Below are 26071 nucleotides of genomic sequence, written 5' to 3' on the forward strand. Positions count from 1 at the left end.
TCGTCCGCTTGGACGAAAGTCATTTTTATTTTGGTTTTTGCGGGACGGATCGAGCTACGACGGGTTGATGTATTCCCGCGAGAGTAGTTCGCGCAAAATGTACTGCGCGCTGTCGTCTGGAGTCGTCTTATTTGTTTCGATCGTCAAATCAGGTTGCAAGGGCTGTTCGTAATAGTGGAAGTAGTCGCCGTGACGGCTGTATTTTTTCCCGACATCACGAGCGATGCGCACACCTAGCGGACACTGCAAGTATATTTCTAAGTAGTTCGGAATGCGCTGGCGCATGAGGTCGCGGTATTTGCGAAAGCGTCCGACCGAGGCAATTAAGACGACCGACTCCCGTTCGTAAAAGAGCTGTGCTAACTGGAGGAGGTGTTCGTTTTTTAAACGCTGCCTTTCGTGCCAACTGGGCGCCTGCGGTTTGATGAGGGAGAGCGGCATTGTATCGCTGTCGAGGCGAACGACGCGGCAACCCAGGTGTTGCAACTGTTGGCTTAACGTTTTCGTCAATGTCGTTTTTCCGGCATTGGACAGGCCAGTGAACCAGAGCACGGCACGGTTTTGCATAGTTGATCCTCCTCGCTGATGCCAATCGTAACGAGATGTCGTACACTTTAGTTTATGCGTGAGGACGGAAGGGCTGTGTGTCGAACAACAAAAATAGGCATCGCCTCTTGAGTGGATGGCTTTACCTGTGATAAGCTAAAAGTTATCGTATTGAGGGGCACCGATGATGTCTCTTTACGGCTTTTACATACGTGGCTTTGACTTATGTTGAATGTATTGGAGGAAGAGACGATATGGACAAACAACTGGAACTGTTTCGAGCACTGACAGAAGCGCCGGGAGCACCGGGCTTTGAGGGAGACATTCGGCACATGATGCGTCAGTACATGGCGCGTTATACAGACGAAATTGTGCAAGACAATTTAGGCAGCGTGTTTGGCGTCATGCGCGGCAACGAAGCGGGGCCGACCATTATGGCTGCGGCGCACATGGACGAAGTCGCCTTCATGGTAACGCGTGTTACGGATGAAGGGTTTGTCAAGTTTCAGACGTTAGGCGGCTGGTGGAGTCAAGTGCTGCTGGCGCAGCGCGTGGAAATTATAACGAAAACAGGAACGAAAATCCCCGGTGTCATCGGTTCGCAGCCGCCACACATTTTGACGGAAGAGGCGCGCAACAAGCCGGTCGACATTAAGGACATGTTCATCGATGTCGGCGCCGATTCGCGCGCTGACGCTGAGGCGATGGGCGTCCGTCCGGGGATGCCGATCGTCCCCGTGTGCCCGTTTACCGTGATGGGGAACAAGAAGAAATTAATGGCAAAAGCGTGGGACAACCGCTTCGGCTGTGCACTCGCGATTGAACTGTTGGAGGAATTGAGCAAGAGCAGTCATCCGAACGTCGTTTATGCTGGCGCCCACGTGCAAGAAGAAGTCGGACTGCGCGGCGCGGCGACGTCGGCACATATGATTGAGCCGGACATTTTCTTTGCTCTCGATGCAGGGCCGGCGAACGACATTCCCGGCGTCGCCGATCAGTTCGCCAAACTAGGGGAAGGGACGACGATTCGCCTGTACGACCGCTCGATGGTCGCTCACCGCGGGTTGCGCGACTTTATGCTCGACATTGCGGAAAGCAACGACATTAAATATCAATTTTACATGTCGCCAGGCGGTGGCACGGACGCCGGACGTGTGCACATGACGGGGAGTGGCGTGCCGTCATCCGTCATCGGTATCGTCTCCCGCTACATTCACAGCCACGCTTCGATTATGCACATCGACGATTACGAGCAGGCGAAGGCATTGTTGACGGCCGTCGTCAAATCGCTCGATAAAAGTGCGGTTGAAACGATTAAGAACAGTTAATTTTACCCAGATGCCATCATATTAAAAAGCTGGCGCGAACGGTTCAGTCTCCTTTCGGCCAGCTATTTTTGTTACGTATTTTTATTAGACGATTTGAAAGGCTGGGCTCGCGTAACTCGAGCGAAACCTGCCTAGAAATGATTGTAACCGCTCGGTTTTTGGGTTTTCTATAAGGTTGCGGGGAGCGCCTTGTTCGACGATGTGGCCCCCGTCTACAAAAATAATGCGATCCGCGACTTCAATAGCGAAATCCATTTCATGTGTCACTAATAACATCGTCATCTGGCTACTCGCGGCTAAATCTTTAATGACTGCTAGCACTTCTCCGACGAGCTCTGGATCGAGTGCGGACGTCACTTCGTCAAACAACATCACCTTCGGTTGTAACACAACGGCGCGGGCGATCGCTACGCGCTGTTGTTGCCCGCCGGAAAGCTGCCGCGGGTAACATGTTGCTTTGTCTGCGAGCCCGACCTTTTCGAGCATGTCGAAAGCTCTTTTTTGTGCTTCCTGTTTGGACAGTCCTAACACGCGGGTAAGTGCAGCGGTAATATTGTGTTGGACAGTCATATGGGGGAATAAGTTATATTGCTGAAAGACCATCCCGATTTTACTGCGCATCGCGCGTAAGTGCTTCTCATTAGCGGGGGCGGGCTTACCGTCGGCCGGTCGGTGCCACAATCGTTCACCATCTACTTCAATCGTTCCGGAAGTCGGTTGCTCCAACGTCATTAGCATGCGGATGAGCGTCGTTTTTCCAGAACCGCTCGGCCCGATAATCGCTACTTTCTCACCTGTAGCAACCTCTAAATTGACGCCTTTCAGCACTTCTGTTTCACCGAATGTCTTCTTGACGTGAGTATAGCGAACCATCGGACGCCTTTTATTTGCTTTGTTTACCTCACTTTGGGCAAAACTTGCCGTATTTCTTCCTTCTTGCATCACGTCACCACACCTTTCTGAGCAGATTTCCCTTTTAGTTGCATACGCTGCTCGACTTTACGCACGAGAATAGCCGACGGATAACTGAGAACGAAAAACAACAGTCCGACGATCGTCATCGGTTCAAGATAGCGGAACGTTTCCGAGCCAATAATTTTTGCTGTCTGTAGCATTTCTACGACTGTAATTGCCGATAGCAAGGGGGTTTCTTTGAACATGACGATTAAGTAGTTTCCTAACATCGGGATAACCGGCGGTATCGCCTGTGGCAACACGATGTGCGTCCACGTTTGCACCCGTGAAAAGTTAAGAGCTTTACTCGCTTCCCACTGACCTTTCGGCACAGCTTCGATCCCGGAGCGATAAACTTCCGACATGTACGTGCTGTAGTGCAAGCCGAGGCCGATCGCCCCCGCCGTAAACGGGGAAAGCGACATGCCGATGTAAGGTAGCTGCGGCCAGGCGTAAAACAAGAAGAACAGTTGAACGAGCGGCGGTGTACTCCGCACAAACTCGATGAAACCGATCGTCGGCCACGCGATTAGTTTCCACTTGCAACGCCTGCCGAAGGCGAGAACGAGTCCGAATACGAGGGCGATCGCATAGGCCGCGACCGTCGCCGCCAATGTAATCCCCATCGCTTGAAACAATGTAGGGAAGATAGAGAGGGCAAATTCCCAATCCCAGGTCATCGCGTCGCCACCCCCTTCGAAGCGCGTTTTTCAAGCCACCGGGCGGTCAAAATGAGTGGCAAGGCGATGACAAAATAGAGCACGAGCAACAGGAAGAAAATTTCTCCTTGTTGGGAAGTGTAGCTGTTCCGAAGCATCATCGCTTGATAGGTCAAATCACCTAACGTAATGAGGGAAACGAGAGAAGTCCCTTTTAACAGCTCGATTGACGTATTGCAAAACCCGGGCAACATGATCGTTAACGCTTGTGGCAATATGACAAAGCGCATCCGTTGCCACCGCGTCATATTAAGGGCGATCGCCGCTTCAGTCTGCCCGTGCGGGACTGCCTGGATGGCTCCGCGCACAATTTCTGACGCATAGGCACCGTAGTTGAGACTCAAGGCGATCACACCGGCAAGTAAAGGGGAGAGTTCGAGTCCGAACGCAGGTAAGGCGAAGAAGATCCAAAACATCTGTACTAAAAGCGACGTCCCGCGAAACAGCTCCACATACACCGCCGTTATACGACGCACGATCCGCGAGCGCGACAGTCGCCCGAAACCGGCGACAAAGGCGATCACAAACGTGAAGATCGCGGACAGTACGAGAATTTGCACGGTGATTCCGGTACCTCGCAATAATTCAGGTAAAAAGGTTGAAGATGAGATAGTACTTACACCCCTTTGATTTACATGCCATTTAGTGACATGCGGAACGCTTTTTTAAAAATACGTCCTTTAGACGTCTAGACGTCTTATGATGTGATGTGTTCCATTTCCGATGGGTTACTTTTCACTGCACAACTGTTTGGTCGTCATGTCATCAGGTAGATTGTCTTCTGTGAACCCAAATTGTTCGATAATCTCGAGTAGCTTACCGGATTCTTTTAGTTTTTTTAATTCTTCGTTGTACTTTTTCCGTAGTTCGTCATCTTCTTTCCGGAAGGCGGCTGCACCGTAGTTTACGACGCTCTTCCCGTCAATAATCGGTTGCTTAAAATCGTCGACAATTTCTACTTTCGACGACTCTTCAGACTGAAGCGCGCTGCGAAGTGTTAAATCGGTCATCGTCGTCGCATCGACACGCCCGGACTCCACGGCGGAAATGTTAGCCGGAATATCTGGCGCGATGACGATTTGCTCCTCTTTTACACCGAGCTTTTTCAAATAGCCGACTTGGTTGGCGCCTGCCATGACCGAAACTTTGACGTCTGGATTTTTTGCGATATCCTCATAACCGTGTAAATTTTTTGGATTACCCTTTTTTACGGCTAGCGCTTCGCCATACTTTACTTCCGGTTCGGCAAACGCGACTTCTTTACACCTTTCTGGCGCAATATACATTCCCGCTGTAATGACGTCAAACCGCTCGGCTTGTAAACCGGGAATGAGTGAGCCGAATTCGGTCACGTGCCCTTCCATTTCTTCAACCCCGATTTCCTTAAAAATCGCGCGGGCAACTTCAACGGCTTCACCCGTAATTTTACCATCCGAAGTTTTATAACCGTACGGTTTCTCATTGGCAAAACCGATCGTCACTTTGCCTTTACTTTTAATCCGTTCAAGTGTTTTCCCGTTGTTGTCACCTTCTGAACCACAAGCGACAACCCACATCGAAAGTAATAAAACGATCGACAAGGAAATAAATTTCTTCACCGTTTTCCTCCTTAAAAGTCTTGTAATTATAAAAAAAGAGTAATGTCTCATAACCCTTAGTTGTTATGGTAGCATAATGACATCTTGCGACAACTGATCGATGCTGCACTATCTCCGTACGATTGACAGCGATCGAGAGTATACCGTTAGCAGACCGGTCGTGTCGATTCGAGAGCGCAAATAATTCGCGTTAATTCGCGTTAAAGGCATAAATAAAAAAATAGTGTTGTCGAGACCTGTTTCGGTGCGACAAAGGAGTAACGCAAGGAAGGAGGCATGCAAAGAAGAGGAAGAAGAGGATGAAAGGGATGAAGGGGACGAACTTACAGACTAATCGAAGTGCGGACCTTTAAGGATCGGGTACCTTAAGGTCCGCTTTTTGTTGTGACGACATCTAAATATGCAGTTGCAGTTACGACAGGAAAGATAAACGGTGTAAACTTACGCTTGTCGCTGAAAAAAAGTGGCGAGTGGCGTTTTTTGTAAATAGCGAACGATGATGACGCCGATGACAGCGCCGCATACACTACTGACGAGAAAACTAGGGACGAAGGCGAGGACGGCCTTTTCTTCCCCGAATACGAGGCGAGCTATCGGCACGCTCGCGATGGCCCCGATCATTCCCGTCCCGATGATCTCACCGCCCGCGGCAAGTAACTGGGAGCGCCACTGCTTGAACAGCCACCCGGCTAAGCACGCGCCGACGACACTACCCGGAAAGGAAAAAATCGTTCCTACTCCGAGGAGATTGCGTAGCAAACTGACGAGAAAGGCGATGGTGACTGCTGGCAAGGGGCCGAACAAGACCGCAGCTAAGACGTTAATGGCGTGTTGTACAGGGTACGCCTTAACGAGCCCTAACGGTAGTGACAAAAATTGTACGCTCATCGTGCCGATCGCGACCAAAACGGCCATCGTCGTCAGTTGCCGCACGGTGAAAGTTTTTGTCGTCTTGTCGGCGTCAAGCATGCGGGATTTCCCCTTGTGCGCTTACTATCGTATGACGCAGCGTGGCTGCTGCTCGCTCTGGATCGGCTTGCGCGGCGATCGCCGAGATGACGGACACGCCACAGACGCCGGTACGGATCACCTCGCTGGCGTTCGCTGCCGTGATACCGCCGATGGCGACGATCGGAACGGATCTGGGCAACTGTGCAATGAACCGCTCTAATCCGACCGGAGTGAGAGGTTCTTTTGCATCCTGCTTCGTTTTGGTCGGAAAAACGGGGCCGACGCCGAGATAATCCGCACCGTCTGTAATCGCTCGCTCGGCTTCCGCCACCGTATGAGCAGAAACACCGAGAGACATTTTATCGCCGATCCGTTTCCGTGCCTCTTTCGCCGGCGTGTCGCTTTGTCCGACGTGTACGCCGTCCGCATTCAGTAAGAGGGCTAATTCGACATCGTCATTGACGATAAACGGAATGCCGGCCCGGCGGCACTCGGCGCGTAACGCCTTTCCTAAAGTAAGCGTATCGCGCACGGAATAGGCAGTGTTTTTTTCTCGAAATTGAAAACACGTAACCCCGCCGCGAATCGCCTGTTGTAGGACGTCGAGAGGTGAAGTCGTGGGACATTGTTCACTGCCTAAAATAAAGTATAGTTGCAAATCGTCCTTAGAGAGCATCGTGTATCTTCCTTTCACGTCGCGTCTTCATCGCCTTATTTGACGCATTCGATTTGTGCGTTTTCCACCAGTGCCATTGGCTTGAGAAAATAAAGTTCATCGAGCAAGCGCCAATTGAGCTCGCCCGGTCCGATCGCAGCAACTGCTTCGGTTCCCGAAGTGGTCGTTTTTGATGGATCCGTATTTGGACCCGTATGTTGTAACGCGTGTTGTGGCGTCGTTTTTTCCGCCACCGCCTTAGCCGCGGCCCGCTCGGCTGCCAGACCGAGTGAACATAACCCGGCGATTGCTGCGAGCGCGCCGTCATCTGTTACAGCGGCATACGCACCGATGAGTGCCGTCGCTAAACAACCAGATCCGGTAATGTAAGGGAGCAGGGGATGGCCGTTCGCGACTGTCACGAGGCGACTCTCGTCGGCAATGATGTCTACTTTTCCCGTAATCGCGACCGGGAGGTGGTAGCGCCGCACGAACGTCTCGGCGAGCATGAGTGGATCGCCGCCGTCCGTAGCTGCATCGACGCCTTTTTGTTGCCACGGCATTTGGCAGAGTGCGGCGATTTCCGCAGCGTTCCCGCGTACAACAGATACAGTCACTTCCCGCATGATACGGTCGATCGCCGCGTTGCGGTAGCTCGTTGTGCCATAACCTACCGGGTCGAGGACGACCGGTACGCCTAGCCGATTGGCCGCTTGTCCCGCTAATAGCATCGCCTGTAAACTGTACGTCGTGAGTGTGCCTGCGTTTAATACGAGGGCGTCGGCGTGGGCGACCATTTCCGCCACTTCGTCCGGTTCCGAGGACATCACTGGCGAAGCGCCGATCGCTAACGTGCCGTTAGCGGTAAAGTTCGTCACGACGTCGTTCGTAATGTTGTGTATGAGTGGTTTCTCGGCACGTAACGCTTGGCGGAGTTGTTGCAATTGCCCGCGTATGCGTTGCTCACGCGTTTCGCGCATTTCACGCATTAGGAACACCTCGCCCGGTAGCTGGTTGCTCCTTACGGCTCCGCGCAACTTGTCGTTCCTCTCGCGGTTCGTTTTGTCGCTCGTTTTGCTGTTCACTGTACGCCCAGTGGTTGACAGGGCCTTGTCCGTGTCCGATGGCGAGTGGGGAAGCGATCGCCGCAGTAATGAACGCTTTCGCCGTTTCGATCGCCTGATGCGGCGATGCGCCTTTGGCAAGTTCGGCCGTAATGGCGGCAGAGAGCGTGCAGCCTGTGCCGTGCGTATGTTTGGTCGCGACACGCGGGGACGCGAATTCGGAGAACGTGTGTCCGTCGTAAAAAATGTCGCGAGCCTCACCTGCGAGGTGTCCACCTTTTACTAACGCGGATGTTGCCCCGCACACCTCGACGATGTACTTGGCCGCATCTTTCATTCCTTCGATGGACACAACGCGCCGTCCCGTAATGACTTCCGCCTCCGGAATGTTCGGAGTGACGACGGCAGTGAGGGGGAGTAAATGTTGCACGAGCGCGTCGCGTGCATTTTCCGCCAGTAAAGCGTCCCCGCTTTTCGCCACCATGACCGGATCCATCACATAATGCGCCACGTCGTACTGCTTAATTTTGTGGGCGAGCAACTGAATGACGGCAATTTGCGATAACATCCCCGTTTTTATCGCCTCCGGGCGAATGTCTTCAAAAACAGCGTCTAGTTGGTCTTCGATGAGTGGTAACGGCATGTCTAAAAACGTCCGCACTCCGAGCGTGTTTTGGCTCACGACAGCCGTGATGACGGACATACCGTAAACGTGTAGTTGTTGAAACGTTTTTAAATCTGCTTGGATACCGGCTCCTCCCGACGGATCGGTGCCAGCAATCGTTAACGCTTTGTAAACGTGTGGCATAGTAAAAGTCCTCCTTCTTCTGTTTGACACCAATTAAATAACACCGCGGCAATGTGCGCGGTGTTCGTTCCAGTGCGAGTTTTAAAGTTGCGTAACGTTTACCGATTGTCACTCGGACGGCCTACTAGGCCGAAACCTTGCACCAATAGCAAGAGCCGAGAAAAATCGGTAGACGCGAGCGTACGACTCGTCTAATCCCTCCGCTGGCATTACCCAGATCAGGTGAAGCAGTCGACGTCGGCCCTCGCGGTTATACGTCCTCTCAGCCTAGTTAGCCCTAAGCTCCCGCACTTCGATACAATTGTTTGCAGTGATATGTGTGCTTCGCTTTCAGTATACATGGGTAGGCGCGAAATTGTCAAACCATACTGATAGTGAAGGGATAATCGGGTAAAGGAGCTAGCTAAGTCTTTCATGCTTGGTCTAGTTCCGTATTCCCCGTATAATAGACATGTTCACTAGATCCGAAAAAAACGCCATCGAATACGATGCGTCTCAAGATTACTCACTATAATTAGCCGGACGACAGCCATGCGATGATCGTTTGCGACTTTTTTTAATCAGATGAAGCGAGAAGTCGATGCGTCGCTCGGGGAGATTGAGACACTGCTCGCACTAGGTGCTACGGCGCGGCAAGCCGTACAAGAGCCGCTCAAACGCAGGCGTTATTGTGAATCGTAACAAGCTGCTGACACACATTAATTTAAAGGAAATAAAACATAAATCAACGTATTGCCTATGGTATAAATATGGTATACAATACAGTTTGTGTAAGCGCTTGTTATAGGCTAAATACGTCATGAACTATGTGAAGGGAAGGAGTGTTGGGTATCAAAGTGACCAGATCTGTCGTTCACTTTTGCCGACGTTGGTCATCTTTCTTTTTTTCTAACGCTACTTTACGGAAGGGAATGTGCTGTCCGGCATGAAATAGGTACAAAATAGGTATTTATTGGAAAATTGTAGCTAACATAACTATAATGATAGGTAACGATGTGAATAGTGAGTGGATCGTTATGAGTGAAAAACCGAGTAGGGCGACGTTTCGCGCACGCTTAGACTATATGGTTAATACGTTGCGCCAAGAAATTATTAGTGGGCAGCTTAAGGCAGGGGACTACTTGCCGTCTGAGCTAGATTTGGGCGAGCAGTTTTCGCTGAGCAAAGTTTCAGTGCGTAAAGGACTGGACATTCTCGTCTCCGAAGGGTTGATTGAAAAACAGTCGCGTATCGGCAACATGGTCAAGCAGGTGAGTGAGGATGAACGGTTAACCGTGCGTTTCGGTTACTATCCGTCTTTAATCGACGAGGCGCGGATCGACGAGTTGCTGGAGATGTTTCACGCGCGACATCCGCGCATTTACGTGCAAACGCTACCGCTCCCGTACGACAATTACAGTGAAGTTGTCGGCGGCCTGTTAGAAAATGACATGCTCGATGTCGTGACGATCAACTACGGCGATTACGATCAAGTAATGGAAGCTTACGGCAGTGACTGTTTTGCACTTACCGAGTCACGGCAAGGAGTTTATACGTTTTTACAGCAAGCGTTTACCGATGCGAAAGGCAAGCAAAGGGTTATCCCGTTCATTTTTTCGCCAGTCATTCTTTGCTACAATTTACAGCACTTAGCGGAACGAGGCGCAGAAACGCCGGACAGTAGTTGGACGTGGCGCCGTTTGAGGGAAGAAGCGGCAAAACTAGCAACTGAAACGCGGCAAGGGTTTTATTTTCATTTTCTGTCGTACAACCGTTGGCCAATTTTTTTATTACAAAGTGGGTTTGCGGTGACGACCGATGAAAACGGTAGGCGGCGCATTGGGAGAGAATCAATCGCGCGGTTGCGCGCAATCCGCGATACGTTTTCCGCCCTCGACTTTCCAGGGATTTTGTCCGAAAGCGACTACGATATCGAGGCGCTGTTTGCCGCGGAAAAAGTGTCGCTCATCATGACGACTTATTTCGGGTTGAACCAGTTAACGAAAAATGACGTCGGGTTTGTATACGACATTTCGTCGCTTCCTTATTTGACTGATCCGCGCACGCTGCTGCTCGTCATCGGATTAGCCGTGAACAGAAGGAGTCGCAATCAACAAGCGGCAAAATTGTTGTGCGACTTTTTGCTGTCGGATGAAGCGCAACGTTACATTCGCAAACATACGTTAAGTTTGCCTGCAGTGAAGCATGTGGCAGAGGAAGTTGTCGCCGAAGACAGCGAGCCGCACCGCTTCCTCATGTTTCGCGAAACAATTCCGAGCTTTAAACTACACACCGACGTGCAGATGACGTACCGGGAACTGGGAGAGATTCGCGATCCGTTCAAGCTATATTGGTCGGGAATGGAAGATGAGCAAACGTTTTGCGCGAAAGTGGAAGAGATCTTAAATCGCGAACGCTAATGATAAACACTAAATAAGCTAGATATATACCAAGTGGGGGACCGCATATAACGCATATAAAAGGAAGGGGAGACTATAGGCAGGGGAACCGCGCGACAGTTATCGCTCGCGGTTCCCCTGCCTCTTTTTAATGCACAGATGCCCTGCCTCTTCTTCATGCACATAATGCACATGGCAGTCATACGGATCCTGCATTAACATTCCCTATGTGACACCCTCGACGCCCCCCATGTAACGTGCTCGTAAGGTTACTCAATATGCCTCTTATACCGCAACTTATACCGCAACTTGCAAACCGTCCTATAGCTCGCCATAAGATCCTCGTCTTTACACGGGTTTTCGTGCCTAGAGCATAGTAATTTATCACTGAACAACGCAAATGACCTCGTAATAGAAATATAAATTTATCACATAGTACATATTAATTATTATTAAAGGCAATAAAAACACAGCTTCATAATTTTATCATAAAAATTAATAAAACAACCAGTAAGCAGCAATGTTTCGATTGATGTTTACACATATGGTAATAAAATTAAAAAAAATTTAGTTGGCGGTTAACGAGAGGGGAGACCACAATAAAAAGGAGGTTTAACCGATAAAGGTATATATTATAAAATATGTAGTGTCCATATAAAATACAATAATAATATGTATAATCCATTTATAATGGTGTAAATAAAATAATAAAGGTGTAGTTATATTACTAAAAACGACAGAAATAAGGAGGGGTGAGGCGGCTGAATCAACGCAAGCCATGTAAGTAACAGTTTTATAAAAGTCACGAGCCGATCGCGAGGGGCAAACAACGTTTAAGGTTTCAACAACGCATTTCGCTTGTCCCAGCTCTAAAGATCGGAGAGAATCAACAAGGTATTAACGACAGTTTATCTTTAATTATGTAATTAATAACTGGTGTTATATATTTTTACGGTATAAACCACATATAACATCTTTAAATAAAAAATAACCATTATGCCCAAGTGGGCTTAAGACAACAGTAAAAACAGTTCCTTTATATTGACTAGACGTTATATTTATCTATGCATACACTTCGATTTTAACAGCACATCTTATTGGTTATTTTAAGATCGTGTAATTTATTTATGGGTAATTAACAGATATACTTGCCGTACAAGAAAATTATAAATGAGCATAATTATAGTCGATACTACTATAATAATGTCATTATACTATCTGAGATAGAGGGTGTTGTTTATGACTGTTAACATAACAAAATAGATATTTTGTAACCCTATATATTCAGGTGAGGATGAAGTGAATGTGGTAATGTAGTTATGATGTGTTGATGAGGATGAAGTGAATGTGGTTTGAATGTGGTTGTGGTGTGGTTGTGGTTAGGGTTAAATGAGGATGAAGTCGGATCGATGTTTTTGTAAGCCAGCTGAGAGTGCCGGCTATTTTGATGAAATGTCATAACCGTATACGGTTCCGTACGATCAGCTGGATTAACACTACAAAAGACGCGCGGCTCACCTACTTCCTCTTTTATCTAGTTTTATCTAGGCAAGCCGCGCACCATTCACGCGCCATTGCTGAAGTACCTCGATATCTACTTAAGAGCAATAAACATAGCCTCAGAGGATTGATCTCCTCCCCTGCATCCGTTTCAGTCCTGTCACGTACACTTTTTTGCTTGCCGGAAACTGCAACTTCAGTTGGAATTCTATGCTGATCCCTCCTTGTCATCCCTTCCCTGTCGATCGTACGATTCACGGGGCCCAAGGGACACCGGAAATGCGAACGGTCGTCTACCTTCATCACGGTGTAACCCCACCGGACAGGTCCGCCTTCCGGCGCACAGTTTTTCGTTATCCGAACCGCCAGCGCGCGGCGATCCTTTGGTACCGATCATACACTTGGCATTACTCGGCTGAACATTTACGCCGGTCTGGCAGGTTTTTATTTGCTACGCGATCGAGAAGAACGCGCACTGCCCTTGGCTCGTGGTAAATATGAAGTTCCCTTGGTCATACAGGACCGTTCTTTTAATGAGGATGGCTCGCTCTTTTATCCGTTTATGGCGTTATGGCGGCTCACGTCACGCCTTTTTGCGTCTACCTACCCCTCCCATCGTGCCTGAGTTTTTCGGTGATACGATTGTAGTCAACGGAAGGTGTGGCCTTTTTTTGATGCGGATTCATAGCGCCAATTATTGGTCGGTACAGCCGTCCTATCTTCTCCCCTTCTTTTTTTCTAAACGTTGTGATACGGTTGACACATATTTCACGTACACCGTAATTTCGACTTCACACTTACACCTTAATCATTTAAGGGAAGCTAATTTTAGGAAGGATCGTATGGCAAATATTAAGGATATAGCTAAAAGAGCTGGCGTGTCAGTTTCCACTGTGTCAAGAGTTTTAAACAACCACAAGTACGTATCTAGTGAGAAAAGAGCTGCCGTACAAAAAGCGATCGCTGAAATGAATTACACCCCTAACAAAAATGCCGTCGATTTAATTCGCGGCGAAACGAGAATGATCGGCGTCATCATCCCTTACAACAACAATCAAGCATTCGATCAAATGTTACACGGGGTGCTCAACAAATCTGTAGAAATGGACTACTCGGTGACGGTCCTCCCTACGAAATACGATAAACAGAAAGAGCTCGAGTATTTTTCACTGCTAAAAAATAAATTACTCGATAGCATCATCATAACTTCCAGAGCGAACAATTGGGAGGCCATCATACCGTACACGCATTACGGTACCGTCATTGCCTGTGAATATACGGATCATCCGGAAATAGGTTGCGCCTATGTCGATCGCTATGCCTCATACGTCGATGCGTTTCAATACCTTAAAAATAAAGGGAATCAAAGGGTTGCCTTTACTACGGCTAGAGGTGTTGAAAGTAAAAGCACGCTCCAAGCGATCGCAGCTTACAAAAAAGTGTTTGGGGAACTCCCTCCCGACTATTTTATCGCGGGTTGTTATTCTCTTAAGGATGGCTACCGTGCTGGGAAAAAGTTGTTACATCTAAAGGCGCAACCAATGGCCGTTTATGCTAACGGTGATCAAGTTGCCGGCGGCATTTATCAGTATGCTACATCGATCAACTTAAAAGTTCCGGACGATCTCGCGATCTTAGGACAAGAAAACCAACAGATCGGGATCGGTATGGGCATATCTACGGTCAATCACCAGTTAATTAAGGTCGGTGAACGAGCTTTCGATCTTTCCACACATAAATCGCAACAGAAGATTGAAATACCGTATACAATCATCGAGCGATCATCCGTTTAAGTGCTGATTTAATCGATTGATGTATTGACATGAAATGCATTTCATCCTTTACCATGGGCGTAAGCGCGTGCAAGGCAATTAAGAAAGGGTGGTTTTCATGTCGTATGATGCTTTTATTTTTGATTTAGACGGAACAATTATCGACTCTGAGCTCATCGGCCTAAAAACGTTGCAAGCCACTTTAAGTGAACAAGGTATCGACAAAAGTCTGGATGAACTCCGATTTTCCATAGGTATCCCCGGATTAAGTACATTGGAAGTATTAAATGTCGCCGATATTCCAACGACACTTGCCTTATGGATCCGGAAGCAAAAACCGCTAATGAAAGAAGTACCTATATTTGCCGATATGATCGAAGTGATCGAGCAGCTGCCCAAAACAGGGATTGTCACCTCGCAAACAGGAGCAGAATTACGGTGCGGCTTCAATTTATTAAAAGTCGATCATCACTTTCAAGCCATCGTTTGTGCCGACGACACCGAAAGGCATAAACCGAATCCAGAGCCGTTAGAACTCGGGTTAAAGTTGTTGCGATGTCGTGCTGACGAAGCTATTTATATTGGCGATTCTGTGTATGATTTGCAATGTGCGCAATCAGCTGGTGTCGATTTCGGGCTAGCGTTATGGGGCGCAAAAACGACAGACGGTTTTGAGAGCGCCGATTACATTTTTGAAACGCCTAGAGATATTCTTAATTTGTGTTCCCACGAGGAGCACGTATGATATAGTGAAAACATATCGACTAAAATAGAAGTGAGACTAAAATAGAAGTGACAGTAGCAATCACGAGCTACTTCGTACGCTTCCAAAATGCCGAACGATCCTATAATTGAAAGATTCCCGAATGTAGAGGTGTTGGATGACAATGGACGCTTTACAAGACATTTTTGATTTTCACACGCATCACGAACGGTGTGGCCACGCCGAAGGGTGCATTCGCGACTACATCGAGGCCGCGATCGAGAACGGCCTCGCCATGATCGGTATTTCTGACCACTCCCCGTATTTTTATAGCGAGGAAGATCAGCTTTACCCGCACATCGCGATGGCCAAAAGCGAATTTCCGCGCTATGTGCAAGAAGTTTTAACACTAAAAGAAGAGTATAAGGAGAAGATTGACGTCCTACTAGGAGTCGAATCGGATTTCTTCCCCGAGTACTGGAAGCTATATCGCAAGGAGTACGCCAAGTACCCGTTTGACTACATCATTGGGTCGGTCCATTTTGTCGACGGGATTAACATTTTCAAGCGTGACCGCTGGGAGGGGCTGACGAAACGTCAACAAGTAGAAACGAAGGACACGTACTACCATCTCATTCAGCAGTCAGCTAAGTGTGGTCTGTTCCAAATTCTCGGCCATATCGATGCGATGAAAGGTTTTTATCCACAGTTTTCAGCGATTCAAACCGACGCGATTGAGCAGACGTTACAAGTGATCGCCGAAGAAAACATCGCCATTGAAATCAACACGTCCGGCAAAACGAAAGACTGTGGCGGTTGGTACCCTGCCGACGACATTTTGGAACGCGCGTTGCACTACGGAGTCGATGTGACCTTCGGGTCAGATGCGCACACGCCGGAAAGAGTCGGTGACGACTTCGCCCAAGTCCAAGAACGGTTGCGGGCGATTGGCTTTAAAAAGTGGTGCTTCTTCAAGCAAAAGCAGAAGTTTTACGTCCTGTTGTAAAGAAGACATCTACATTTACTTCAATCAACTTAGAACATATGAAAGTGGCTCGCCTTAAAAAGGTGTTGGCCGAGTAATCGTTTGTCGCAAGAGCAATCGGGGGCGGAGGACCAGCCGCCCCCCGATACGATTACTTATGAGATTGCTTGGAAAAGTTTAGCTCCCAGGTTACGCCGTATGGGTCGGTTACAATACCGTATTTTGCATTCCAGAAAGTATCTTGCAGTTCCATCTTCACTTCCCCATCTTTGGCGAGTGAGGCGTATAACCTTGTGATTTCCGCATCATCTTCTAGGTCCAATGTTAACTGGATATGGTTTCCTTTCGTAATATTGTTTTGGAAAATATCAGCAAAGTATAGGACACATTGTTCATTGACATGCAACTCGGACATGCAACTCGGCGTGAATATACTTACCTTCCTGTCCTTTAAACATCTCTATGCCGTCCGACAGTTGAACATTTTTTATTTCCCCGCCAAATAACCCGTGATAATACGTTACGGCTTCTTTGCAATTTTCGATCATGATGTGTGGGATGATTTGTCGCATTAGTTTTCTTCCTCCTTGACACTTGTTCTCTGTCCATTAAACCAGCAATGTACCATACAAATCAATTCAGTATTCTTTCGTGTGTCCAACGGGCACACAAAAAAGCATCCGTTTTGGATGCCGGGCTCTCTAACCACGAGGAAACCGCGAGGAGCCTTTAGTGCTTGAGTACTTTATAAGCCGATGGTTTTTCCTTCTTTGTGTCCCAACTACGTCGTTGTCGCTCTGGCATTAAAACCGTCCAATGTGGGGTGTACACAAATCGGCACCCTATACGGATGCCGATTCGCCGATCCTCCCCCTCTCCCTTCTCACTTACACAAACTACTTTCTACTCACACGAACTGCCGCGTGTCGTTGTTGTAGCTGAAGCGATAAATGGCGATGAGCGCGAAAGCGACGGCGAAGGCGAGCAAAATCGCAAGATTTAACGCGATACTGCCGTATGCTCCCCCCTGCTGCAAGCCATTGACCGTATTGAGTAGCCAGCGTTGCGGAAAAAGGTGTGCGATTTTTAGCACCGGTTCGGGCATGATTTCGATTGGAAAATAACAGCCCGACAAAATACAAGTTGGCGTCACGACGAATGTGTTCATCGCGCCAGAAGCAGCACTGCTATTAGCAAAGGCGATCACGAGTAGCGATAGGCTAATCGACGTCAGGGCGAATAGGAATAGTGTCGCCACCATCTGTGCAAACGGAACACCAACGTCGATGTGAAAGACGTACCGCATGCAAAGCAGTGTCACGACAATTTGCGCTAACAGGACGAGGGAATTAATCGTCACGTTAGACAGAACGTACGTTTTAGACGACACAGGCGACGACAACAGGCGTAAAAAGGTGCGGCCTTGTTTGTCTTCTAAGATGAGCTCCGACTGATTGAAGGCGGAAATCATCATAAAGGTAATAAGAAAACCGATTGATTGATATGTCATTGCTTTCAACTTAGACGTGTCTTTCAGCTTAGCGACATCCATTTTAAAACTATTATTCCGATAAGATGTATACAGCTTATCAAAAGCGGCACGGTCGTCTCCCGTCGCCTTACCGATCGCCGCGACGTTGGCCACGTCGTTTTGCAGCATCGCTTTGACGTACGCGGTCACTTGGATCCCCTTGAGAGAAGTAATTGTCATGCCGTCAGGCGTTCCTTCACGTACCCCCTTCGCAAAACCGGGTGCGAACGCAATCCCTACATCTTTCTTCCCTGCCGCAATGTCGGCGCGCATCGTCGCTTCATCCTGCTCGCTCACTTCAACGTCTTGTAGTTGCCGGACGAAGTGAATGGCATCTCGCACGATATCGTTGTTGCCGTCTTCGTTGACAATCGCTACGCGGAGCACGGGGCTTTCCGCACTTCCGTATATCATCATCGTTAGTAGCACGCCGACAATGGGCAACCCGAAGTTGATAAACCAAGTTTGCGGCTTACGAGCGATGCGGCGAAGCGAGTGGCCTACGAGCCATAACCAATCTTTCATTTACAACGCCTCCCTTCTGCGTAAAATGACGGCGGCAAGGAACAGAAACGCCGCGGAGATGGCAATGTTCCAGGCGACGAGCGGCAGAGCAACTTGCAAGTTGCTCGAGTAGATGACTTCCATTAGCGCCTGATTCGTCCAACGCAACGGCGACATGTTTGTGAGCATTGCCATAAACCCTTGGAACTCGCCGATAGGAAAATACGCGCCACCGAGAAACGACGCGATTTGTACGAAAAAAAAGACGGCCGCGTTCGCTTTTGTTACTCCGAGTAGACAGCTGAGTCCGAGCCCAAAACTAACCGCGAGTAACACTTCTGTTACTAAGATGAAGAACACGATACCGACGTGGTCCCCCCACTCAGCTTTAAAGATGTATTTGCTAAACAAGACAACGGTAACGACAAAGCACACATTGATCGCCGTGCAGCCAATCACTTTGCCCAAAAATATTTCCCACTGTCCAATGGGCGCGGCGGACAAACGAATAGCGGTTCGGCGTGACCTTTCCCGTTCAAATAACGCGCTACCGCTGAAGGCGGCGTACAGGGCGATCATCGTCGACATGACGACTGCGTAGTAGTCGAGTGAACCGGGACTTTTGTCCGCTATGAGCGACGTTTCGCGAATGAAATCGCTGGACGGTGTCGCATGGGCCGCGAGAACCGGTATGACTTCCGGTTGTTCTTTGGCTGCAGCCGCAGCTAATGAGTATTTATCGGCAAAAACCGACATCATCCCTTGCACGATGTTACTTTCAATCGTTTGTTTGCTACTCCCGTAATAGGTGATCCCGCGATCGGTTAACTCGGCGTATCCGGTTGCACGGTCGGCACGTACCCTAGTTTGCCCGTCCTTTCCAGTGCTTACTTTTTGGAAATGGATGCCGTGTTTCTGCACCTCCTCGATAAACCCTTTCCAGTTTGCAGCAATCTGTTCGTCCGTCGTTTTATCCGTGTAAAGTAGCGTCACGTTTTCCAGCTTCACCTCGTTTTCAAACGCATTCGTTAGCGCGGTCCCGAGAATGAGCATAAGTGCGATCGGAAAGGCCAACATGAATAAAAACGAGCGTTTATCCCGCAAGTCACTGCGGATTTCTTTCCAGGCGATGCGCCATACATTCACCGTTCACTATCCTCCTATGGAAAAGGAACATTCCTTTTATTCCCCAATAGTTTTTTTCGTAACTTTCACTACTCCAGCGATTAACGGTCAATCGCGCAAGTTTCGGCCCGTCAACGTAAGGAACACCGTCTCTAAATTGGGAGCCATCTCTTGGACGGAACGTATTTCTACGCCATCCCTGATTAGTTGCTGGACGATGCGGTTTAAGTTATTCACTTCTGCCTGCGATTGGATGCGCAGCGCTTGCTCTTCTTTTTGTACACCGACGACGCCGCTAATTTGAGTTAACGCCTCGGCCTCGAACGGTTCGTCGGTCTTCACCGCGATGCGGATCTCCTTCGTATCGTCAATGAGTGCCTTCAACTGCTCCTTCGTTCCAAAGGCGATGATCTTTCCGTTATCGATAATCGCGATGCGCGTACAAATTTCTTCGACTTCTTCCATATAGTGGCTCGTGTAAATAATCGTACTGCCCATCGCGTTTAACTGACGCACTGAGTTTAAAATGTAACGCCGCGACTGCGGATCGATCCCGACCGTCGGTTCGTCCATAATGATTAACTTGGGTCGGTGAGCAATGGCACAGGCAATGTTTAGACGTCGCTTCATGCCGCCGGAAAAGTTTTTCGGAAAGCTTTTTTGCTTGTCGGTAAGGTCGACGAAAGCGAGCGCTTCAGCGACCCGTTCTTTGAGCAAAGCCCCTCTTAGCCCGTACAATCCGGCAAAAAAACTGACGTTCTCATAGGCGGTCATATCTTCGTAAATAGCGATGTCCTGCGGAACGATGCCGATGTTCCTTTTGGCAAACTTGCTGTTGCGGGCGATGTTTTTCCCGAACAGGTCGATTTCCCCTTTTGTGCAGCGCAATAAGGAGGCAATCATATTAATCGTCGTACTTTTGCCCGCGCCGTTCGGGCCGAGGAAGCCGAATATTTCACCTTCCCCTATGCTAAGGGACAAATTGTCCACGGCGACAAAATCGCCAAACGTTTTCGTAAGATGGCGAATGTCGAGGACGTTCACGTTGAGTCACTCCCTTTTTTATAGATCTTATAACGCCGTTTTTGTAGCTCGTTTATTTCTGTACAATTATTGTAAAAGAAAAAGGTGAACCTGCGTTAGTAGCAAAGTTCACCTTTTTCGTATGAAAATCTTCACAATCAATTCGTGTCTCATATGCGCATAAAGAGGAAAAGCTTCACGTTTGCGATCCCGCGTATGCAGAATCTCATGGAAAATATTATGTGTGTGAAGACAAATGATGCGCATGCCTTGTTGCTATTTTAGCACGTTAAACTGAATCACGACAATCCTACGCGCCTACGCGCCATCGTACGGTAATAGCGTCGTTACGCTAAACCCATTCGAGCCGTCGACGATGACAGTGCCTCCTGCGGCTGCGGCTCGCTCTTCCATGCCGATGATGCCGAGCCCTTTCAACACTTTAGCCGCACCGACCCCGTCGTCGATAACGACCGCCTTAATAACACGTCCAAGTACTTCAATCTCAAAATGAATGGCGGTCGCTCTGCCGTACTTCAACGTGTTCGTAACCGCCTCCACGGCGTTTTCTTGAATAATGCGCCACTGTAGTGGCGTTATGACATCGAGATTTCCAGAGTGGGTCAACGTCGTTGTCACGTCCTGGTTCGCTGACAGCTCGTCCACGAGCAGGCGTAGTTTGTTTATGCCGATTTCTTCCGGCCGCGGTTTTAAGTTTTTCAGCGTTAACCGAATGCGTTCCAGTCCGTCCTGGGAAATGGCAATTGCGTTGCCGAGTAGCTCCGACGCTTTGTCGTGGTCAGTCGCCAGCAGTCGCCGCGCCGCTTCCATTTGAATTAGCGCGCCGGCCATCGCGTGTCCTACCTCGTCGTGAATTTGCTGTGACAACCGGTGCCGTTCCTCTAGTTTACCGGTATACGTCGACTGCCGAAGGAATGCCTTGTTCTCGGCTACTGTTTTGTTCAGTTTGTATATGTCTTCTTGCAACTGGTCATTTTCAGTCGTCAGTCGCGCCACTTTTTCTTCGTACGTACTGGCAGCCGCGTGCAGCGCGAAACCGAGTAGTGCCGTTAGTATGTAAAGGGGTACAAGAGTGGCCGGAATGAGTATACTCGGTAAAAGTGTTAACAGTAGGGCAGTCTTTTTGCTATTACTACTACCGCTGCCATTACTACTACCGCTTAGGAGTGCCGCCAGCTCATACCCGTGTACAGCGAGAAGGAGGAAAAAAAGCGCATCTAAATAGTAGCCACACGCGAGAACGAATGCTGCCGACCCGACGACGAGCACGACTTTCAAGCGACTAGACTTAAAAATAGGAATGGCCGTATTCAAGCATATGTATGAGAGCAAAGCGAGCGTAAACCACGCCGTATCCGTTGTCGGAAGAAAATAGCCTGTCGCAACTACGTAAACGAGCACCACCGCTTTGTTGGCAATTGTCCAAAGATCCATCGTCCATTTCATCGCTCGTAACTACTCCTATATTCTGTTGTTCTATTTTTCTGTTCTATCGTTCGTGTTCCGTAGTTTCGGTAGCGCGAATTTCACCCGTCAAATAGTAAATCGCGATTTGCGTGCGATGCGATAGCCCCGTCTTGTTCAGGATTGATGTGATATAATTGGCCGTCGTCCCGGCGGATAGGAACAGTTTCTGTGAAATTTCTTTATTCGTCAAGCCGTTTGCGATCTCTGCCATAATTTGCAGCTCGCGTTCGGTGAATAGGCTGCGGTCGATTTTTGTCGAAGGAGCGGTGAGAGTAGACTGGGTCTGAGTGGTCGTACGCGCATCGTCTGGGCGGCGTGTCTGCCCGTTATTCACCCTGTCATCTGCCGCTGGATCTGCTAGCATTGACGCACCAGCTGATTTAGCTGGTTCACGCATGGGCGTAGGAGCTAATTCACCCGCTGCTGAACCACTGGCGCGCATAATTTTTTCCAGGGCGACGTCTTGCAGCACGTGATGATCGTTGTACACGCTTTTGATCGCGTCCCGTAACCGCTCGGGATCGTTATTTTTAAGCAAATACCCTTTCGCGCCAGACTGAATCGCCTCCACGATGTATTCGTCATCGTCAAACGTCGTCAAAATGAGTGGCTTTACCTTTGTCTCTTTCGTTAGCAGGCGAGTCGCTGCCACGCCGTTCATATGTGGCATGCGCACGTCTAACAAGGCAATGTCTACGTCGTTGCCCTTACAGTATGCGACTGCCTCTGCCCCGTCGCCGACAGCAGCAACAACTTCGAATTCGGGGAAACTGTTTAAAATGATTTTTAACCCTTCCCGGATGAAAGAATTGTCGTCGGCGATTAACACTTTTATTTTCACTGTAGACAACCTCCTCTCCATTGCTTTCATCTTATCTTATGGAAGCATATAATTGCGGTTCTTTCAATTTTACCACAGGATCGCTTGGTATTAGCAGCAAGATACGGTGACATGTAGTGTAAAAAAGAGCTGCCGACTGTGCGGCAGCTAATACTTCTTTTAAATCGACTTGAATTTGCGCATGTTCTCGGTAATCGCCACTTCCGTCGGCAAACGTTCCATACTCGAAGCGCCGAAAAATCCGACAACGCCCTCTGTGTGCTTAAGCACGTGGCAGGCATCGTCGGGAGTTGCAATCGGTCCGCCGTGACAGAGGACGAAAATGTCGGGATTCACTTCTTTCGCCGCGTCATGCATCGCTTGCACCCGTTCCACAGCCTCATCGAGCGTCATGGCCGTCTTGGCGCCGATCGTTCCCGATGTCGTCAATCCCATGTGCGGGACGAGCACATCTGCTCCTGCTTCAGCCATCTTTCGCGCTTGCTCTTCGTCGAAAACGTACGGCGCCGTTAGCAGTCCAATGCGATGGGCTTCGTGAATCATGTCGACTTCTAAGTCATACCCCATCCCTGTTTCTTCGAGATTGGCGCGAAAGTTCCCGTCGATGAGGCCAACAGTCGGAAAGTTTTGTACGCCAGTGAAGCCCATTTCCTTGAGTTGTTTCAAAAAAACAGGCATGAGCCGAAACGGATCTGTGCCACATACGCCGGCAAGGACAGGTGTATTTTTCACGACTGGCAACACTTCACCCGCCATTTCGGTAACAATTGCGTTTGCATCGCCATAAGGGAGTAACCCTGCGAGCGAACCGCGCCCAGCCATCCGGTAACGCCCCGAGTTATAAATGATGATCAAGTCGGTACTGCCAGCCTCAGCACACTTGGCCGACAGACCCGTTCCTGCCCCGGCGCCGATAATCGGGCGGCCGGCTTGTACTTCTTGCTGGAGCCGAGTAAGTGCGTCTTCTCTTGTGATCATTGTTTATGACCTCCATTGTTGTCTTATCGTTGTTGATACAGCTCGTGTAAACGATCGGCCATAGCCTCTGCAAAGGCGGGATCGTTAATGTGTGCGTCCACTTCACGTACGTCGACGACATGATCGTCAATTGTTTCCCGCAATGCTTTAATGAGGACGCGGTCAGCTTCCGGATCATAAAATGGCTGCCCCACTTGATCGATAGCAGAAACGCCTTTAAGCGGGATAAAAAGCGTAACCGGCCCTTTGGCCCGATTTAACTTGGCAGCGATGCGTCGCCCCAACTCCGCACATTCCTCGGCGGTCGTTCGCATCAGAGTCACAGTCGGGTTGTGTTCGTACAACAGCCTGTCCGAAAATTTGTCAGGTACAGATGCCTTAGGGCCAAAGTTGACCATATCGAGTGCGCCGAGAGAGACGACTTGGGGAATGCCTATTTCCCCAGCTGCTTCTAGACGATTTGGTCCCGCCGACAGTACCCCGCCTACGAGATCGTCCGCGAGTTCCGTCGTCGTTAAATCAAACGCCGCCGAGATAAAGCCATCTTTTATTAACGCCTCCATCGACTGCCCGCCTGTTCCCGTCGCATGAAAGACGAGCACTTCATAACCGAGCGCTTCAAGCCGCTCGCGACCCGCTTCCACTGCTGGCGTCGTAACCCCGAACATCGTCGCTCCGACGAGCGGCTTGTCTTCTGGCCGTGCCGCGGCGTGCATTAAAGTGGATGTTTCTACCATTCCGGCGATCGCACCAGCTGCATTTCCCAAGATACGGGCAGATAATGCATTAATACCTGCAATGTCGACGACGGAATACATCATCGTTATATCGACCGCGCCAACATACGGACGCGTTTCGCCGGAAGCCATCGTCGACACCATCAGTTTTGGCACCCCGACGGGAAGTTCGCGCATCGCCTGAGTGACGAGCGCGGTCCCTCCCGAACCGCCTAATCCTAAAATACCGTCCAACCGATTGGCACTATATAACTGTTTGACGATAGCAGTGGCACCAGCGGCCATCGCACGAATGGCAGCACCGCGGTCCCCTGCGGCGATAAGGTCCTCTATATTGTAACCGACCGCGCGTGCGACTGCTTCATTCGAAATGTCAGGTTGAACTTGCGGCGCACCGATGACGCCTACATCGACTAACAACGTATCGATGTCTTGCTCATGTAAACAGTCTCGTATAAAGGCATACTCCTTCCCTTTTGTGTCCAACGTACCAAGTAAAACGACGGTCGACCTTCTTTGCTCACTCACCTAATCACACCAATCTACAAAATGTTATCCTTCGTATACCCATATTATATGCGAAAGCCGTCTTTTTACATAATTGAAGCTTAAGTATCACCTGAGCTTCAGTTGTTTACTACTGTCACTACTACGCTTGCATAATATACCTATGGGGGTATATAATGAAGTATGAACAAACACGGTAGCATTGTCACGCTACGAACTAAGTCATACGACGAAAGGAAGATGAACGAGATCATGACATTTCCAACGTTTCTCGCAACGTTAACGGCTGACAAAGAAAACCCAAACAACATCACCATCGCCTTCACGATGGCCCTCAACGCGCAAAAAAAAGGGCACCGCGCGGCTGTGCTACTGTTGTCTGACGCCGTCAAACTCGTGCAAAAAGGTTATTCCGACGACATCGACATTGGGGAACCTTTCAAGCCGATTAAACCATTAATCAATGAGTTTCAAGCTGCTGGTGGAACGATTAAAGTTTGTTCGGCCTGTATGATTCACAACAACATATCCACCGACGATGAGTTACTCGAGGGTATTGAAATCGTCAATGCAGAAGACGTGATCGATTTGCTTGACAACGCGAAAACGACGCTACAGCTCAACTAAGCATCACTAAAGCAGTCGCCTCATACACAAATCTAAGTAAAAGCACTGTACGTAGCAAAAGAGAAGGCCCGGACACTAAGTTCCAGGCCTCTCTTTTTTTATTCGATTACTGTACGGACTACATTAAAAGCTTCCGTCTGATGCTTATACCCTAAAGGAAATTCTCGGCAAAAAATATATTGAAAGAACGTAACCATAGTTGTTGTTTCCTATAAGGTAGCGGGCACATAAGTCCTAAGATCCAAGTCTTAGGACTTCCCAATTAACAAAGAGAGAATCCCAGCGGCAATAAGGGGACCGACAGGCACACCGCGAAATAAGGCCACCCCTAAAACGGTGCCGATGAGTAAGCCGGCGACGATCGTTGGCTGGTGGCTCATTAACGTGACCCCGCGTCCGCCTAAATAAGAAACGAGCATACCGACGGCAATCGCCAGCAGTGATTTCCAGTGCAAAAAAGAACGCAGAATCGTATCGAGCGATATCTTTCCACTGGCGAGCGGCGCCATAACGCCAGCAGTCAAGACGATAATGCCGATCGTTAAGCCGTACTTTTCAATCCATGGGAATGTCTGGTGCAGGTTCATCACGCGCAAAAGTAACAAAATGAGAACCGCAATTGATATGGTAGCGTTGTTGCTCAATAGTCCGATCGCTGCAAAAAGCAATAGCAGCAAGGCTGTAATATCGACGTTTGCCATAATCTGAAATAACTCCTTTAGGTCGCTTAGAACGTTAAGATTGCAGCG

The 26071-nt window shown here is 49.0% G+C and carries 25 protein-coding genes; 6 read left to right on the forward strand and 19 right to left on the reverse strand.

Going from position 1 to position 26071, the window contains the following annotated elements; translation table 11 throughout:
• Window positions 1–54 precede the first annotated feature (54 nt).
• The gene (locus BN1247_RS06930) at window positions 55–567 is read right to left on the reverse strand and encodes an adenylyl-sulfate kinase (RefSeq protein WP_054949729.1); all 513 of its coding nucleotides are present in this window, start codon (window positions 565–567) and stop codon (window positions 55–57) included.
• A gap of 233 nt (window positions 568–800) precedes the next feature.
• On the opposite strand from BN1247_RS06930, the gene BN1247_RS06935 reads away from it, so the two are divergent.
• On the forward strand, window positions 801–1874 hold the full coding sequence (locus tag BN1247_RS06935) for a M42 family metallopeptidase (protein WP_054949730.1): 1074 nt from the start codon (window positions 801–803) through the stop codon (window positions 1872–1874).
• Between the two features lie 84 nt (window positions 1875–1958).
• On the opposite strand, the gene ehuA is transcribed toward BN1247_RS06935, so the two are convergent.
• From ehuA to thiD, 8 genes are all read right to left on the reverse strand, one after another.
• Window positions 1959–2747, reverse strand: coding sequence for an ectoine/hydroxyectoine ABC transporter ATP-binding protein EhuA (gene ehuA / locus BN1247_RS06940; RefSeq protein ID WP_054951543.1), 789 nt, complete (start codon window positions 2745–2747; stop codon window positions 1959–1961).
• A gap of 68 nt (window positions 2748–2815) precedes the next feature.
• Window positions 2816–3508 (reverse strand): ectoine/hydroxyectoine ABC transporter permease subunit EhuD, encoded by a 693-nt coding sequence (gene ehuD, locus BN1247_RS06945; protein WP_054949731.1) that lies wholly within the window; start codon window positions 3506–3508, stop codon window positions 2816–2818.
• Window positions 3505–4158 carry an ectoine/hydroxyectoine ABC transporter permease subunit EhuC gene (gene ehuC / locus BN1247_RS06950; protein WP_054949732.1) on the reverse strand — a complete coding sequence of 218 codons (654 nt, stop codon included), beginning with the start codon at window positions 4156–4158 and terminating at the stop codon, window positions 3505–3507. Before ehuC ends, ehuD begins: the two co-directional genes overlap by 4 nt.
• A gap of 117 nt (window positions 4159–4275) precedes the next feature.
• Window positions 4276–5145 (reverse strand): ectoine/hydroxyectoine ABC transporter substrate-binding protein EhuB, encoded by an 870-nt coding sequence (gene ehuB, locus BN1247_RS06955; RefSeq protein ID WP_054949733.1) that lies wholly within the window; start codon window positions 5143–5145, stop codon window positions 4276–4278.
• A gap of 441 nt (window positions 5146–5586) precedes the next feature.
• Window positions 5587–6114 (reverse strand): energy coupling factor transporter S component ThiW, encoded by a 528-nt coding sequence (gene thiW / locus BN1247_RS06960; RefSeq protein WP_054949734.1) that lies wholly within the window; start codon window positions 6112–6114, stop codon window positions 5587–5589.
• On the reverse strand, window positions 6107–6772 hold the full coding sequence (gene thiE / locus BN1247_RS06965; protein WP_054949735.1) for a thiamine phosphate synthase: 666 nt from the start codon (window positions 6770–6772) through the stop codon (window positions 6107–6109). The genes thiW and thiE overlap by 8 nt, the downstream gene beginning before the upstream one ends.
• A gap of 35 nt (window positions 6773–6807) precedes the next feature.
• Window positions 6808–7740, reverse strand: coding sequence for a hydroxyethylthiazole kinase (gene thiM, locus BN1247_RS06970; RefSeq protein WP_054949736.1), 933 nt, complete (start codon window positions 7738–7740; stop codon window positions 6808–6810).
• The gene (gene thiD / locus BN1247_RS06975; protein ID WP_074011072.1) at window positions 7733–8623 is read right to left on the reverse strand and encodes a bifunctional hydroxymethylpyrimidine kinase/phosphomethylpyrimidine kinase; all 891 of its coding nucleotides are present in this window, start codon (window positions 8621–8623) and stop codon (window positions 7733–7735) included. Before thiD ends, thiM begins: the two co-directional genes overlap by 8 nt.
• Window positions 8624–9603: 980 nt before the next feature.
• On the opposite strand from thiD, the gene BN1247_RS06980 reads away from it, so the two are divergent.
• The 4 genes from BN1247_RS06980 (at window position 9604) to BN1247_RS06995 (ending at window position 15982) form a co-directional block, all read left to right on the forward strand.
• A complete protein-coding gene (locus BN1247_RS06980) occupies window positions 9604–11022 on the forward strand; it encodes an extracellular solute-binding protein (protein ID WP_082415836.1) in 1419 nt (472 codons plus the stop codon).
• Between the two features lie 2321 nt (window positions 11023–13343).
• On the forward strand, window positions 13344–14294 hold the full coding sequence (locus tag BN1247_RS06985) for a LacI family DNA-binding transcriptional regulator (protein ID WP_054949738.1): 951 nt from the start codon (window positions 13344–13346) through the stop codon (window positions 14292–14294).
• A gap of 97 nt (window positions 14295–14391) precedes the next feature.
• Window positions 14392–15018 carry an HAD family hydrolase gene (locus BN1247_RS06990; RefSeq protein ID WP_054949739.1) on the forward strand — a complete coding sequence of 209 codons (627 nt, stop codon included), beginning with the start codon at window positions 14392–14394 and terminating at the stop codon, window positions 15016–15018.
• A 142-nt stretch (window positions 15019–15160) separates the two neighbouring features.
• Window positions 15161–15982, forward strand: a complete 822-nt coding sequence (locus BN1247_RS06995; RefSeq protein ID WP_054949740.1) for a histidinol-phosphatase — start codon at window positions 15161–15163, stop codon at window positions 15980–15982.
• Window positions 15983–16112: 130 nt separating this feature from the next.
• Here BN1247_RS06995 and BN1247_RS18140 read toward each other — a convergent pair whose 3' ends face one another.
• The 9 genes from BN1247_RS18140 to BN1247_RS07035 all read right to left on the reverse strand — a co-directional run bounded on the left by BN1247_RS18140 (window position 16113) and on the right by BN1247_RS07035 (window position 24716).
• Entirely contained in the window at window positions 16113–16376 is a 264-nt protein-coding gene (locus BN1247_RS18140; RefSeq protein ID WP_231633183.1) for a VOC family protein, read from the reverse strand.
• Window positions 16354–16533, reverse strand: a complete 180-nt coding sequence (locus BN1247_RS18145) for a VOC family protein (protein ID WP_231633185.1) — start codon at window positions 16531–16533, stop codon at window positions 16354–16356. Before BN1247_RS18145 ends, BN1247_RS18140 begins: the two co-directional genes overlap by 23 nt.
• Window positions 16534–16868: 335 nt before the next feature.
• Window positions 16869–18017 carry an ABC transporter permease gene (locus tag BN1247_RS07005; RefSeq protein WP_054949741.1) on the reverse strand — a complete coding sequence of 383 codons (1149 nt, stop codon included), beginning with the start codon at window positions 18015–18017 and terminating at the stop codon, window positions 16869–16871.
• On the reverse strand, window positions 18018–19142 hold the full coding sequence (locus tag BN1247_RS07010) for an ABC transporter permease (RefSeq protein WP_054949742.1): 1125 nt from the start codon (window positions 19140–19142) through the stop codon (window positions 18018–18020). It abuts the gene before it with no gap.
• Window positions 19143–19229: 87 nt separating this feature from the next.
• A complete protein-coding gene (locus tag BN1247_RS07015; RefSeq protein ID WP_054949743.1) occupies window positions 19230–20165 on the reverse strand; it encodes an ABC transporter ATP-binding protein in 936 nt (311 codons plus the stop codon).
• Window positions 20166–20462: 297 nt separating this feature from the next.
• Window positions 20463–21611: a sensor histidine kinase gene (locus BN1247_RS07020; RefSeq protein WP_231633187.1), complete on the reverse strand. Its 1149-nt coding sequence runs from the start codon at window positions 21609–21611 to the stop codon at window positions 20463–20465.
• 43 nt (window positions 21612–21654) lie between these two features.
• Window positions 21655–22473 carry a response regulator transcription factor gene (locus BN1247_RS07025; RefSeq protein ID WP_074011073.1) on the reverse strand — a complete coding sequence of 273 codons (819 nt, stop codon included), beginning with the start codon at window positions 22471–22473 and terminating at the stop codon, window positions 21655–21657.
• Between the two features lie 159 nt (window positions 22474–22632).
• The gene (locus BN1247_RS07030; RefSeq protein WP_054949745.1) at window positions 22633–23451 is read right to left on the reverse strand and encodes a phosphoenolpyruvate hydrolase family protein; all 819 of its coding nucleotides are present in this window, start codon (window positions 23449–23451) and stop codon (window positions 22633–22635) included.
• Window positions 23452–23474: 23 nt separating this feature from the next.
• Entirely contained in the window at window positions 23475–24716 is a 1242-nt protein-coding gene (locus BN1247_RS07035; RefSeq protein ID WP_054949746.1) for a Tm-1-like ATP-binding domain-containing protein, read from the reverse strand.
• A 219-nt stretch (window positions 24717–24935) separates the two neighbouring features.
• Here BN1247_RS07035 and BN1247_RS07040 point away from each other — a divergent pair, with 219 nt between their 5' ends.
• Window positions 24936–25322 carry a DsrE family protein gene (locus BN1247_RS07040; RefSeq protein ID WP_222705237.1) on the forward strand — a complete coding sequence of 129 codons (387 nt, stop codon included), beginning with the start codon at window positions 24936–24938 and terminating at the stop codon, window positions 25320–25322.
• Between the two features lie 248 nt (window positions 25323–25570).
• Here BN1247_RS07040 and BN1247_RS07045 read toward each other — a convergent pair whose 3' ends face one another.
• Complete coding sequence (locus BN1247_RS07045) at window positions 25571–26023, reverse strand: DUF441 domain-containing protein (RefSeq protein WP_054949747.1); 453 nt, start codon at window positions 26021–26023, stop codon at window positions 25571–25573.
• Window positions 26024–26071 lie beyond the last annotated feature (48 nt).

The organism is Numidum massiliense (genome assembly GCF_001375555.1).
Taxonomy (GTDB): Bacteria; Bacillota; Bacilli; order Thermoactinomycetales; family Novibacillaceae; genus Numidum; species Numidum massiliense.

Excerpts from the sequence above, each read along its gene's own strand:
- BN1247_RS06930 (WP_054949729.1), bottom strand. The coding sequence starts at position 567 with ATGCAAAACCGTGCCGTGCTCTGGTTCACTGGCCTGTCCAATGCCGGA.
- BN1247_RS06935 (WP_054949730.1), top strand. The coding sequence starts at position 801 with ATGGACAAACAACTGGAACTGTTTCGAGCACTGACAGAAGCGCCGGGA.
- ehuA (WP_054951543.1), bottom strand. The coding sequence starts at position 2,747 with ATGGTTCGCTATACTCACGTCAAGAAGACATTCGGTGAAACAGAAGTG.
- ehuD (WP_054949731.1), bottom strand. The coding sequence starts at position 3,508 with ATGACCTGGGATTGGGAATTTGCCCTCTCTATCTTCCCTACATTGTTT.
- thiW (WP_054949734.1), bottom strand. The coding sequence starts at position 6,114 with ATGCTTGACGCCGACAAGACGACAAAAACTTTCACCGTGCGGCAACTG.
- thiE (WP_054949735.1), bottom strand. The coding sequence starts at position 6,772 with ATGCTCTCTAAGGACGATTTGCAACTATACTTTATTTTAGGCAGTGAA.
- thiM (WP_054949736.1), bottom strand. The coding sequence starts at position 7,740 with ATGCGTGAAATGCGCGAAACGCGTGAGCAACGCATACGCGGGCAATTG.
- thiD (WP_074011072.1), bottom strand. The coding sequence starts at position 8,623 with ATGCCACACGTTTACAAAGCGTTAACGATTGCTGGCACCGATCCGTCG.
- BN1247_RS06980 (WP_082415836.1), top strand. The coding sequence starts at position 9,604 with ATGATAGGTAACGATGTGAATAGTGAGTGGATCGTTATGAGTGAAAAA.
- BN1247_RS06985 (WP_054949738.1), top strand. The coding sequence starts at position 13,344 with ATGGCAAATATTAAGGATATAGCTAAAAGAGCTGGCGTGTCAGTTTCC.
- BN1247_RS06990 (WP_054949739.1), top strand. The coding sequence starts at position 14,392 with ATGTCGTATGATGCTTTTATTTTTGATTTAGACGGAACAATTATCGAC.
- BN1247_RS06995 (WP_054949740.1), top strand. The coding sequence starts at position 15,161 with ATGGACGCTTTACAAGACATTTTTGATTTTCACACGCATCACGAACGG.
- BN1247_RS18140 (WP_231633183.1), bottom strand. The coding sequence starts at position 16,376 with ATGTCCGAGTTGCATGTCAATGAACAATGTGTCCTATACTTTGCTGAT.
- BN1247_RS18145 (WP_231633185.1), bottom strand. The coding sequence starts at position 16,533 with ATGCGACAAATCATCCCACACATCATGATCGAAAATTGCAAAGAAGCC.
- BN1247_RS07005 (WP_054949741.1), bottom strand. The coding sequence starts at position 18,017 with ATGAAAGATTGGTTATGGCTCGTAGGCCACTCGCTTCGCCGCATCGCT.
- BN1247_RS07020 (WP_231633187.1), bottom strand. The coding sequence starts at position 21,611 with ATGAAATGGACGATGGATCTTTGGACAATTGCCAACAAAGCGGTGGTG.
- BN1247_RS07030 (WP_054949745.1), bottom strand. The coding sequence starts at position 23,451 with ATGATCACAAGAGAAGACGCACTTACTCGGCTCCAGCAAGAAGTACAA.
- BN1247_RS07040 (WP_222705237.1), top strand. The coding sequence starts at position 24,936 with ATGAACGAGATCATGACATTTCCAACGTTTCTCGCAACGTTAACGGCT.
- BN1247_RS07045 (WP_054949747.1), bottom strand. The coding sequence starts at position 26,023 with ATGGCAAACGTCGATATTACAGCCTTGCTGCTATTGCTTTTTGCAGCG.